13 protein-coding genes and 1 tRNA gene are annotated in these 11,522 nt (G+C 57.4%); 11 read left to right on the top strand and 3 right to left on the bottom strand.

The window, feature by feature from the left end:
• The first annotated feature begins 119 nt into the window (after nucleotides 1–119).
• The 5 genes from WJU23_RS09130 (at nucleotide 120) to WJU23_RS09110 (ending at nucleotide 4,592) form a co-directional block, all read left to right on the top strand.
• Nucleotides 120–192: transfer RNA gene (locus tag WJU23_RS09130), tRNA-Ala, on the top strand.
• Between the two features lie 101 nt (nucleotides 193–293).
• Nucleotides 294–866 (top strand): ribosome recycling factor, encoded by a 573-nt coding sequence (frr, locus tag WJU23_RS09125; protein WP_346332245.1) that lies wholly within the window; start codon nucleotides 294–296, stop codon nucleotides 864–866.
• 163 nt (nucleotides 867–1,029) lie between these two features.
• A complete protein-coding gene (locus WJU23_RS09120) occupies nucleotides 1,030–1,707 on the top strand; it encodes a UDP-N-acetylglucosamine diphosphorylase (protein WP_346332244.1) in 678 nt (225 codons plus the stop codon).
• Between the two features lie 143 nt (nucleotides 1,708–1,850).
• Nucleotides 1,851–3,899, top strand: coding sequence for a carbon starvation CstA family protein (locus WJU23_RS09115; RefSeq protein ID WP_346332243.1), 2,049 nt, complete (start codon nucleotides 1,851–1,853; stop codon nucleotides 3,897–3,899).
• Nucleotides 3,900–3,956: 57 nt separating this feature from the next.
• The gene (locus WJU23_RS09110) at nucleotides 3,957–4,592 is read left to right on the top strand and encodes a hypothetical protein (RefSeq protein WP_346332242.1); all 636 of its coding nucleotides are present in this window, start codon (nucleotides 3,957–3,959) and stop codon (nucleotides 4,590–4,592) included.
• A 715-nt stretch (nucleotides 4,593–5,307) separates the two neighbouring features.
• Here the strand turns inward: WJU23_RS09110 and WJU23_RS09105 are convergent.
• Complete coding sequence (locus tag WJU23_RS09105) at nucleotides 5,308–6,516, bottom strand: hypothetical protein (RefSeq protein WP_346332241.1); 1,209 nt, start codon at nucleotides 6,514–6,516, stop codon at nucleotides 5,308–5,310.
• Between the two features lies 1 nt (nucleotide 6,517).
• The gene (locus tag WJU23_RS09100; RefSeq protein ID WP_346332240.1) at nucleotides 6,518–7,873 is read right to left on the bottom strand and encodes a class I SAM-dependent methyltransferase; all 1,356 of its coding nucleotides are present in this window, start codon (nucleotides 7,871–7,873) and stop codon (nucleotides 6,518–6,520) included.
• A 246-nt stretch (nucleotides 7,874–8,119) separates the two neighbouring features.
• On the opposite strand from WJU23_RS09100, the gene WJU23_RS09095 reads away from it, so the two are divergent.
• Entirely contained in the window at nucleotides 8,120–8,605 is a 486-nt protein-coding gene (locus WJU23_RS09095) for a DUF6797 domain-containing protein (protein ID WP_346332291.1), read from the top strand.
• Between the two features lie 148 nt (nucleotides 8,606–8,753).
• On the opposite strand, the gene WJU23_RS09090 is transcribed toward WJU23_RS09095, so the two are convergent.
• Nucleotides 8,754–9,047, bottom strand: a complete 294-nt coding sequence (locus WJU23_RS09090; protein WP_346332239.1) for a hypothetical protein — start codon at nucleotides 9,045–9,047, stop codon at nucleotides 8,754–8,756.
• Between the two features lie 6 nt (nucleotides 9,048–9,053).
• Between WJU23_RS09090 and WJU23_RS09085 the strand changes: the two genes are divergently transcribed.
• From WJU23_RS09085 to WJU23_RS09065, 5 genes are all read left to right on the top strand, one after another.
• Complete coding sequence (locus WJU23_RS09085; protein WP_346332238.1) at nucleotides 9,054–9,881, top strand: hypothetical protein; 828 nt, start codon at nucleotides 9,054–9,056, stop codon at nucleotides 9,879–9,881.
• Nucleotides 9,862–10,131: a c-type cytochrome gene (locus WJU23_RS09080; protein ID WP_346332237.1), complete on the top strand. Its 270-nt coding sequence runs from the start codon at nucleotides 9,862–9,864 to the stop codon at nucleotides 10,129–10,131. The genes WJU23_RS09085 and WJU23_RS09080 overlap by 20 nt, the downstream gene beginning before the upstream one ends.
• A 37-nt stretch (nucleotides 10,132–10,168) precedes the next feature.
• A complete protein-coding gene (locus tag WJU23_RS09075; protein ID WP_346332236.1) occupies nucleotides 10,169–10,459 on the top strand; it encodes an Arc family DNA-binding protein in 291 nt (96 codons plus the stop codon).
• A complete protein-coding gene (locus WJU23_RS09070) occupies nucleotides 10,456–10,857 on the top strand; it encodes a type II toxin-antitoxin system VapC family toxin (RefSeq protein WP_346332235.1) in 402 nt (133 codons plus the stop codon). The genes WJU23_RS09075 and WJU23_RS09070 overlap by 4 nt, the downstream gene beginning before the upstream one ends.
• A 173-nt stretch (nucleotides 10,858–11,030) precedes the next feature.
• The gene (locus WJU23_RS09065; protein WP_346332234.1) at nucleotides 11,031–11,462 is read left to right on the top strand and encodes a DUF5069 domain-containing protein; all 432 of its coding nucleotides are present in this window, start codon (nucleotides 11,031–11,033) and stop codon (nucleotides 11,460–11,462) included.
• Nucleotides 11,463–11,522: the final 60 nt, after the last annotated feature.

Genomic DNA, 11,522 nt, shown 5'->3' with positions numbered 1-11,522 from the left:
GGAAGGCTGGAGGTGCGGAAGTCGGGCGTGGGGCGAGATGCAAACTTTGACATCCGGCTGGACAGCCGTCCGTGATCTGTTAGACTTTTGGTTATCCGGGCATGACCCATAAGCGTACCGGGGCTATAGCTCAGTTGGTAGAGCGTCTCGTTCGCAATGAGAAGGTCAGGGGTTCGAATCCCCTTAGCTCCACGTGTGGCGAGGATGCTGAAGTGAGCAACTCCGCAGTGGACAGGGGCGGCAGTGGCGGGCATCCTGTGAGCCTCAATTGACCTTTTTACCCTGATACTGATATGTCCATGGACCCTGAAATGACGATGCTGGAATGCGAAGAAGCGATGACCAAGGCGGTCGAATTCGCCATCCATGAATTTGCCGCTGTGAGAACGGGCAAAGCCTCCCCCGGCTTGGTGGAGGGGCTGGATGTTCACGTGCACAGCTACGGCTCCCACATGAAGCTGAAGCAGCTCGCGATGATCACCACACCGGATTCCCGCCTCATCCGCATTGAGCCGTTTGACTCCGCCACCCTCCATGATATTGACCGCGCCATCCGCGAATCCCGCCTGGGCCTGAATGGCAGCATCGAGGGCAAAGTCATCCGCCTGCCCATCCCCGCCCTGTCCCAGGAGCGGCGCGAGCAGATGGTGAAGTTGGTCAAGCAGATGGGCGAAGAGGCCAAGGTGCGCGTCCGCTCCGCCCGCCGGAATGCCATCGAAGAACTGAAAAAAGGCGAAAAGGAAAGCATCATCACCGAGGACGACCTGCACCGGCTGGAAAAAGAAGTCCAGGCCCTCACGGACAGCAAGATCGCCGATCTGGAGGCCCACATGGCCTCCAAGGAAAAAGAAGTCCTCACCGTGTAAGGGGGCAGGAAGGAATGACGAATGACGAATACCGGATGATCCCGGCCTGCGGGAATCTGCGAGGCGGGATGATGCACCCTCCATACTGAATACCGGACCCAGAAAACTGAACACCGAAAACTGCCTGCCGAATACAGAATACTGCCCCCGGCTTTCCTTTCCCATGCACGCTCCCGCTGATTTTCTGGACCTCAACCACACCCAACACGGCATCCTCTTTCCGGCCAATGAGCCCGTCTGGGCCGCGCTGACGAAGATTGTCTCCTACCTGGACTTCCGCCTGCAGCGGGAAATGCGCTGCATCATCCCCCAGGGCGCCTACATCGGCGAGGATGTCTTCATTGATGAAGGCACCACCATTGAGCCCGGTGCCGTGATCAAAGGCCCCGCCTGGATCGGCAAAAACTGCATGATCCGCGCCGGCTGTTACATCCGTGAAAACGTCATCGTGGGAAATGCCTGCGTGCTGGGAAATTCTTGCGAATTTAAAAACTGCGTCATTTTTGACCACTGCGAGGTGCCCCATTATAACTACGTGGGAGATTCCATCCTCGGCTACAAGGCCCACCTGGGCGCGGGCGTGGTGCTTTCCAATGTCCGCCTGGACCGGGGCGAGGTCACCGTGGCGGATGCCAAAAAGACCTATCCGACGGGCATGCGGAAATTTGGCGCTGTCATCGGCGACCACGCGGAGATCGGCTGCAACAGCGTCATCAATCCAGGCACCCTCATCGGCCGCCGCAGCATCGTTTATCCGCTCAGCAGCTTCGGCGGCGTGCTGCCTGCGGACAGCATCCTCAAAACCCGCCAGCAGCAGGTGGTGGTGAAGCGGTCCGTGTGAAGGAGGCGGAGCGGGCGGCACGCGGAGGGCGGAGTGAGGATCGCATTTTGCCCCGGAGAGCATAAAATTTCTGTCCAAGTGCGTTAATGTCGTGCCTTCTTTCTTGCTCACCGCCAGTGTCCCTTTAATCTGACCGCCCATTTATGCCCAAAGTTCTCCGCATTCTTCTATGGACCGCCATCTCTGCGCTGGGCGCAGCCGGTGTTGCCGTTTCTGCCTTAAATAATGATGAGCCGATCAATGCTTTGTGGCTGGTGGTGGCAGGTGCATGCTCCTTTGCCGTGGCTTACCGGTTTTACAGCAAGTGGCTGATCACGAAGGTTTTGGTTTTGGACAAGGAACGCGCCACGCCTGCGCACACCAAGCAAGACGGTAAAGATTATGTCCCTACCAACAAATGGGTCGTCTTTGGCCACCACTTTGCAGCCATCGCCGGTCCGGGGCCGCTGGTAGGCCCGGTGCTGGCCGCGCAGTTTGGTTACCTGCCAGGCATGCTCTGGATTCTGGTCGGGGCCACCCTGGGCGGTGGGGTGCATGATGCGATTGTGATGTTTGCCTCCATCCGCCGCGGGGGCAAGTCCTTGGGCCAGATGCTGAAGGATGAGGTGAATCCGGTTGTTGGTTTTGTGACCATGGTTTCCGTGCTGGTGATTATGACCATCCTTCTGGCCGTACTGAGCCTCGTGGTCGTGAAGGCCCTGGCCCACAGCCCTTGGGGCCTGTTCACCATCGCCATGACCATCCCGCTGGCCTTCATCATGGGCGTGGCGCACACCATTTTTAAAGTTAGCGTCCGCGATATTACCATCTTTGGCATCGTCGGCCTGCTGGTCAGCGTCTGGGCAGGCAGCAAGCTCGATGCCTGGGGCATTGAGAGCTATTTCCTGCAAAAAGGCGAGTGGATGGCCTGGGCCATCATGATCTACGGTTTCGCCGCCTCCGTGCTGCCCGTGTGGATGTTGCTGGCTCCGCGCGACTACCTGAGCACCTTCATGAAAATCGGCACTGTGGCGGTGCTGGCGCTGACCGTTCTCTGGGTGGCTCCGGAACTGCATATGCCCAAGATCACTCCCTTTGCCAGCAGCGGTGAGGGCCTGGTCTTCTTTGGAAAAGTTTTCCCCTTTGTGTTCATCACCATTGCTTGTGGCGCCATCTCCGGCTTCCACGCGCTCATTTCCAGCGGCACCACGCCGAAGTTGCTGGATCGTGAAGACTCCATCCGCAGCGTCGCATACGGTGCCATGGTCACCGAGATGCTCGTGGCCCTGATGGCCCTCATCGCCGCCTGTGCCCTACAGCCCGGTGAATACTTCGCCATCAATGCCGGCATCAACAACAGCCAGGCCCCTGAAGCGGTCGTTGCGACGATCAATGCCGCAGGCTACCCGGTCACGATGGAAGGCATGAACAAGCTTGCCGCTGATGTGGAAGAACCCACCATGTTTGGCCGCACTGGCGGTGCGCCCACCTTTGCCGTCGGCATGGCGCAGATGTTTGCCCGTGCCTTTGGTGCCCAGTGGATGGGTTTCTGGTACCACTTTGCCATCATGTTTGAAGCGCTGTTCATCCTGACCACCATTGACGCCGGCACCCGCGTAGGGCGCTTCATTCTCCAGGACTTCATGGGAAATATGTGGAAGCCCCTGGGCAATACCAAGAGCCTCCCAGCCAACGTCTTCGCCAGCGCCCTCCTGGTTTCCATGTGGGGTTATTTCCTTTATCAGGGCGTGGTGGATCCGCTGGGCGGTATCAATACCCTGTGGCCGCTGTTTGGCATTGCCAACCAGTTGCTGGCCGTGATCGCCTTCTGTCTGGGTACCACTATCCTGATCAAAATGGGCAAGGCCCGATACACCGCCGTGACGTTGGCTCCTCTGGCACTCCTGATGACGGCGACTTTTTCGGCGGGCTTCATCAAGCTCTTCGATGCAGACCCCCGCATGGGTTTCTTGGCTCAGGCTGATTTCTATGCCGCCAAGATCGCAGCGGGGGGCACCGCGACGGAACTGTCCAACTGGGGGCATCTAAAGTTCAACGGAATGGTAAATGCCTGGGTGACCGGTTTTTTCCTGATTGCCGTGAGTATTATTTTCCTGGGCTGTCTGCGGGAATGGATTCTGATTCTCAGCGGCTCCAAAAAACCGGTGCTGCATGAAGATCCGTATCTGCCAGTTGTGGGAGAGCCTGCGTAAATATAACTGCGCGGTGAAAGCTTTTGCAGGCGGTGAACGAAGCGGTCACACTCACCCATGCGCTGCCCTGCCTGCCGAACCCCTGCACTGGAGCACGATGCCTCCTGTGGCCAGTGCGGCTTCAGCCTCGATGCCCTGGGCCCCGTCATGGGCATTCCGCCCATGCTGGACGCACCCCTGGCAGATGTCGCGCGGACGCTTTCCGCCGGCCGGCGGCGGGAGGTGCTGAAGACCGTCCATGCCCTGCACCAGCGCTTCCCCCAGCTCAGCTTTGCCGCCGTGCTCATGGAAGTGCCCCCCCAGGTGCCCCTGGCCATCCAGGCCTTCTGGCTGTTTAACCGCGCCAGCCTCTTCAGCGCCGTCGAGCGGGCCGGGGACAATCACGGCGTCCTCCTGCTCCTGGACACCCCGCGCCGGCGCGCCGTGACCATGATCGGCTACGGCCTGGAGCCCCTCCTCAGCGAGCTCAGCCTGGAAGTCTGCCTCACCGCCGCCTCCGGCTCCCTGGCCAAAGGCCAGTTCGGCCCCGCCATCGAAGCCTTCGTGCGCGAGCTCGAGCGCCAGCTCACCCACCTCACCGCCACTCTCCCCCGCGTCTTCGGCCACGTGGAGCCCGGCCTCTGGCAGGCCCCCGATTCCGGCGATGAATCTGAAACCGCCCCCGCCACCTCCGAGGTGGAGGATTTGTATTGAGGTGCCTTCGGGGAAGCTTGGGCCATCAATCATCAAAACCAGGTATTTTTTGTGACTTCAGGAGGTGAATATTTCAGTAACAATGGATCTGGTTTTTGACACAAAAATGGCCTGCTATTTGGGTCAAAATGAATGTCATAACACTCGAATCCACTGACAATGAAGTGCAGCGCATTTCTTGACCCGTGTCGCTTAATTTATAGATTGGTTATGGGTCTGGATTTGGGCTTGGGTTTCAAACTGTCGGGTGTCTGATAACGATGGCGGCGTGGTAAAAGCTGCTGAGGGGCAGGCCCAGTTCCTGGCAGATCTGGCGGATGCTGCCCCTGTCTGGGGGTGAAGTTGTAGGATGTTCCTAAGGATGTGGGCAGGGTTTGTGTGCCGAGGATGGCTGAGGCTTTTTTTAATGTCGCACTCAATGTGTAGGAGGTCGTAGTCGGCGCAGCTCGTCCGCTTCGCCCCGCCCCGGCGGGGTAAGAGAGGCTGCGATCCCGAGCTGCGCCGACTGGCCTTGGGGTTGGGCCCAGCGGTAAAAGAGCTGGTGCTGATGCTCAGCTCCTGGGCCACCTGAGGGACGGTATTGCCAAGGCTGACCAGCTCCAGGGCCAGGGCTTTAAGTCAGTGCTATAACGTTTTCGGATCACGGTGCTCAATTTGAGTGGGGCCTTATTTTCGTGGTCCAAGATTTTGGCGCACCTCAGCTGGCAATTTTAAACTACCCCCGGGGAAGGGCGGAGCGAGCAGCTCGGATATCCATTTCGAGCGTGCAAGCATCAATCAGAAATTTGCACGCCCAGTTTATAAACTGGAAACGACAGTATTCTCCGTTGACCGGCAAGGAGCCTTTGACACCTCCTCTCAGCTCGGAGGGGCCTTCAAGTCGGAGAGTGCTTCGAACATAGCGGTTGGCTGTAAACGCCGCATTGAGGTAGTCCTCGCGACCCGTATCTTGATAAAGCATCAACCAGCAAATCGCGGTCTGGGAAAGTCCGGTCAGGCAGATCCAGCGAACGGTGCCTTTCCAATTTTTGTCCAATTGGCCCGGCAGAGCTCCGTCCTTGTCACGAGCGGAAAGAAGCCCGTCTGCCGTCTGGACAGCGGCCGCAAGGAGGGCCGGATCACCGGAGAACCGATAACCTTCCAGTATACCCCTGAGGGTATAGGCCAGGGTGTGCGTCAGCGGATTGTCGTTATCATCCCCCATGCCACAGTCTTGATACCAACCATTGGGAAGTTGCCGAGAAACGGCCCAACGCATGTTTCGCAACCCGGCCTCACCATAAGCTGCCACGCCAGTGGACCTTGAAGCCTCCAGCAAACCCCAGGCGACGTGAGTCTCCCAGACGTGATCTCCACCTGCGACAAAAGGGTTGGGATGGCGCCAGGCACCATCCGCATCCTGCACCTCTATTAGCCAGCGTGAGGCGCGTTTTACAGGATCCTCATAAGACAACCCAAAATTTTTCATTCCGACCGAGAGGCCAATAAGGATCTGCCCTGTGTCGAACACGACGGGTGCTTCCACAGGTGAATGCATGTGGCTGCCACGGAAGGCCCCGTTGGGCATTTGAATGGAAACCAGCCATTCCAACATGCGGGCGGCGGCGGCCTTCAGTCTGGAACATTGACGTCGGTGCGCATGGTCCAGAATGGTCGGTATGATGTAACCCGTTGTTTCAGGATATGAGGCTCCCCAACCGCTGACCAGACTGTAATGCCGGGCCACTCCGCCATCACCGGATGCAGATTTTTCCTGAGCTTGGAGGAGCCACTCTAGGCAGGCCTCCACCGCCTTTTCTGGTCCCGGATCCTGGGACACCCCAAAGATCCGCTCTCGCATCATTTCCCGTTGCGCCTCCCACGTCGCGCCCCAGCGATGGCTTTTTTTGTGGAGGATCCTGGCTGCATATCTAAAGGTCTGCATATTACTCTGTCAATGTGCGTTGAGATTCTGTGTTTTGGGAATTTTCACCCACCCAGGCCAGGAATAGTCTGTCTTCTCCGGAGATTCCACCATGATCAATCCGATCCAGCACGGTCACTCGAAAGCCTTCTTCCTTCATCCAGCCTGACAGCACTTCGCGGTCAAACCATTGTTCCCAGTCGCAAATCTGCAGGGTTCCCAGTTTCTTTACATCCTTGTCGATGATGACAAGAACGCCTGACGGAGCAGTGATCCGGGCAAGCTCTTGAACGCCCGCACGAGTGTTTAGCGCGTGCTCGAGTGCCTCCACACAAAACACCAGATCCACAGAACCAGTGGCCAGACTGGTGTTGAGCAAAGTCCCTTGACGGGCGGTGATTTCGGAAGGCAACTCCTCCAGCATCGTGGTGGAGAGATCCACGGCAATCGCATTGATCTCCGGATATCTTTCCTTTAGCAGCCTGATAAAGCGTCCTTTTCCACAACCGATATCCGCCACCACTTTAGGCCGGTGTTTTGCTACCAGTTCATCTACAATTTTGAAACGACCGTCATCACTGGCGATGCTCTTGGGAAACCGCATTGCCGTCGCCTCGAAGGTGCAGGTGACACGGTCCCTCAACGTTTCTAAAAACGTTGTTGCATGAATCAGCGCCTCTGGCCCCGCATACGGGGAGGTGGGTGACGAAAAAAACTGGCCCTTTCCGAAACTCTTCAAAAAGGCCCCAAAGGCCCGTTCCCCGGCTACCAGATCCCCGGCCCTAAACCATGCAGAGGCCATCTCTAACAGGCCTTTTAGGCAGGTGTGCCCGGACTGGTGAAGGCTAGGGTAAGTCCCGTCTTCGCGCTGCTCTTGAGCCGCCATTTTCAGAAGACCTCCCGCCAGCTCATGCTCTCCTCTTCCAAGTAGGGCCTTCCCGCCTCTACCCAGTTCATAGGAACTGAGTTGCCCTGCAAGCCAGCGAGTCTTCAAGTGCGAGGAGACTTCCTGAGCATTAGGCCGTGGCGACTGAAGCTCGGCTACCTCAGCCTCAATTCGGACGAGTAGACGTTCCACGACATCATCCAGCATTAGATCCTCAGCGGTCAGAAAACGATGGGTCAACTCAAGTTCTAGCAATTCATCTCCTTTGGGCCACCCAGACTCCGTCTCTTTGGTAAATATGTCTTGCGCGTACGCGTTTGCCAGCTTCCGCTCCCCCCACCAGATCAGAAGAGGAATCGCTTGAAGACGAGCATAATAATCCTTCGAAGAAGGCGGAGTCTTTCCTGCTAGATTCGGACTCAATGATCTCTTGAGGTTGGCAAGTGCTGCGTTGAATGCCTCCACTGAAGGTGTCGATTTGGGATAACTCATCCAACCTCGGTCTCTTAATTTTTGGAATAAGTATTTATCGCAAATATCTTTAAATATCACAATTTCATTCTAAGGTTAAATATTAACGAGTACGACTGAAAAAGGGGCGCGCCTCAAAACTACAGGCAGTTCAAAAAGATGCAAATCTTTAATAGGCTTGAAGGCAATCCTTTATGTCAGCCAAACTCCCCCGACGTTTCCAGTGTGCTATATGATTCATGATGCACAGCTTGCTCGACTGTCGCCATCTCGGCGAAGGCATCCCCAAAAATCAACATCACCCCCTGCGGTCTGATTCTTAATATCGGCCATAATTTCTGGACATGCTTCGATACCGACCTCCTTCGCATCTCCGCCATATGGGAAGGTGAAGAAGACAAAGCCCTCCTCACCCCCGATGCCCTCGCCCCCGGCTCCTACCACATCGCCGGCCAAAAGACCAAAGACGGCCAGGAATACCTGCCGAAACCGGTGGGCAATGTGTGGCTGACCACCGGCATTTACCCTGGCTGGCAAATCGGCGAAAAGCCGAGTTTCACCGACCCCCTCGAGCCCGGCCCCAGCCTGGATGAGGTGGGGCGTGGCGGTCTATCGGGCAGTAGTTTTAGCGGTATGAAAGCTGGGGGATCAGGTATTTTATCACCAACGGGAAAAAAGAGCCTTCTGTTCAGAGATACATTCAGCTTCCGCCGCACTCGAAACACGTCATGCTCGTGCTGGGCACCCCTGTAAATGGCCTTCACACCTCTGTTTTGCGTGGAACAAAGACAAAAATGCACCGGCCCGAATCACGCCAGAAACGAGCGGAGATGTTCAGTATGTCGAAATCGAGCCTTCCGAAACAAATGCCTCTTTAACGATCACTTACAGCGGCTCACCGTCATCCGTTGATGATCCGGCGAGTCAGACACATCCGTTTTCTCTCGTCCACTGGCCCGAGACCGTCGCCACCCAGGCCATCCTTTCCAAATCCCCGGACGCCTACGTTCTCGACGAAATCCCCCTGTCCGTCCCGAATCCCTGGAAGCGCAATGTCCGCCTTGCCGACATCACCTTTCTCAATGACCAGGGCGATGCCGCAGGCGTCACCTTCGACGGTGATGTCTGGCTCATCTCCGGCCTGAAGGGCGACCTGGAAAAGGTGACATGGAAGCGCTTCGCCTCCGGCCTGCATGAGCCGATGAGCATCGTGTCCCGAAAGGACAAACTGTTTGTCTATGACCGCAGCGGCATCTGGAAACTGGTGGATACCAATGGCGACAAGGAGGCCGACCGTTATGAAATGTTCTGTAATCTCTTCGCCCAGACAGCCGAGATCGGGGTGAACCCGAAAGCCGGCCTCGTCACCGCCAGTGACCAGCAGGGCAATTACGTCCCGTCCACGCCCATCCAGATCATCGGGAATAACCAATTTTACGGTCACCTGCCCACCATCGCCCCGGAGGAAGTTTACCCCGCCACGATTGCGGAGCCGATGGTATGGTTGCCGCATCCGGTGAACCCCAGCGGTGCCACCCAGACCTGGCTCATCGGGGCCAAAATGGGCCCGCTCAATGACGAGCTCATCCACGTCGGTTACAACCGGCCCGAGCTTTTCCGCGTGCTGATGAACGACCGATTTACACGCCCCCAGGCCACCGTCATGAGCTTTGAGCGCGACTTCGATTTCGGCTCGCTCAATGCCCAAGTGAATCCCGCCGACGGCCAGCTTTACGTCGTCGGTTTCCAGGTCTGGGGCACGACGGCGAAGAAGCTCAGCGGCCTCGTCCGCCTGCGCTACACCGACCAGCCGCGCGTGCTGTTGAAGGAAATGACACCCATGGACAAGGGCCTGCTGCTGCGCTTTAACGCGAAGCTGGCCAGCGACCCTGCCAGCGCCGAGCGCTGGAGCTACCAGCGCAGCGCCAAGTGCGGCTCCCCGCACCTGAATCTCCCTGGTCAAGCCCATCATCGAAGAAGGGGCCAAGCTCTACCAGATGATCGGCTGCATGGCCTGCCACAGCATTGACGGCAGCACCGTCGGCAAAGTCGGCCCCAGTTGGAAAGGCATCTGCGGCACTGAGCGCATTCTCGGCAAAGGCGGCAAGTCCGCCCTCGCCGATGAAGCCTACCTCCGCGAATCCATCACGGACCCGAATGCCAAGGTGGTGAAGGGCTTTGAAAAATTCGACACCGGCATGCCCATCTACGCCGGCATCCTCAATGAATCGCAGATAGAGAGCTTGGTGCAGTACATCAAGAGCCTGAGCTTGAAATAATCCTTGCTCCAAATCAAAATGGTTGCATAATGGAACCATGACAGCATTCACGCTAAAATCCTTGCCTGAAACGCTCATTGAGAGCCTTCGCAGTGCGGCTGAGCGTGCGCACCGCAGCCTTAATAAAGAGATCATCCACCGCCTTGAGCGTTCATTCGACAAACCAGCCACCCCTATGAAAATCGAAAACTGGGATGAATACCGCGTGAATGAACAAGCCGATGCCTGGGACAAACTCGCAGGCACCTGGGAATCCGATGTCAGTGTGGAGGCGGAAATTGAGGCCCTCTATGCGGCACGCACCCCTGGCCGCGAGATCACCCTATGAGGATTCTGGATACCGACCACTGCATCGAGATCCTGCGCGGCCGTGAGGAAATTATCCGCAAGCGGCGAAGTATTTACGATGAAGTGGCCACCACCATCATCACCGCCTGCGAGCTTTATTACGGCGCGGCGAAATCCGCCAAACCGCTGGAAAACAAACGTGCCGTGGATGCCTTCTTGAAAACTCTCCGCGTGCTGGGCATGGACCAGCACGCGGCGCAGTTTTTCGGGTTGTTTAAAGCGGACATTGAAAAGATAGGTCGAGGTCTGGCCGATGCCGACATGATGATTGGTTCCATCGCCCGCGCGCACAATGCCATTGTCATCACAGGAAACACCCGTCACTTTGAGCGCATGCCTGGTCTGACGCTGGAGAACTGGAGTCAGCAGATTCTCTAAGTTCGGAGTTGCCTCCCACGTGAGAGACTGGGATTGGACATCATCGCAGTGTCAAAGGGTTCTCCTACGACGTGGCCAGACCGGGACTGGCTCTGGAAAACCGCTCAGGAAAGGTCATTTTTAGGCGCTGCGGCAGCATTGACCAGCGGGGGAAACGTGCGCTAAGGATGAGCATGGCATTTCCTCTTCGTTCCCCTCGCGACATGGTTGGCGGCATCATGGTTTTTGGCCGGATTCTGGACAAGATCCGGCTGAATGCCCGGGAAGGCAGCCTGCCGCCGGGTTATCACCTGGATGTGATCCCCGGCAGCCGCACCTTTGATGACCGCATCTGCTGCCTGCTGGGCGTGGATTTCGCCGCGCTGAGCCAGCGCACGCTGGAAGGCGGCACGGATGAGGAAGTGCTGGAATGGTGCTTTGAAAACGGGCGCACGCCGGACAAGGAGCACATCGAGCTCTTCAACGGCTTCATGATGAAACGCGGCTGGCGGGATGCCGCCACGCCAGGGCTCATCCAGCAGCGCGCGGAGGCGGGCCTGGGCGACCGCGAGGACATCGTGACGTTCTTTGACCTCATGGACGTGGAAGAAGGCCGTGCGCCCTGAACCGGACGAAAATCTCTGCCTATCGTTCGATTAATTCACTCGTCAGCGGGCGGTTCCCGC

The sequence above is a fragment of the Prosthecobacter sp. SYSU 5D2 genome, assembly GCF_039655865.1.
In the GTDB taxonomy this organism is placed as follows: domain Bacteria; phylum Verrucomicrobiota; class Verrucomicrobiia; order Verrucomicrobiales; family Verrucomicrobiaceae; genus Prosthecobacter.
Note: the sequence above shows the minus strand (reverse complement) of the source record. Positions and strands in the feature narration are given on the sequence as shown.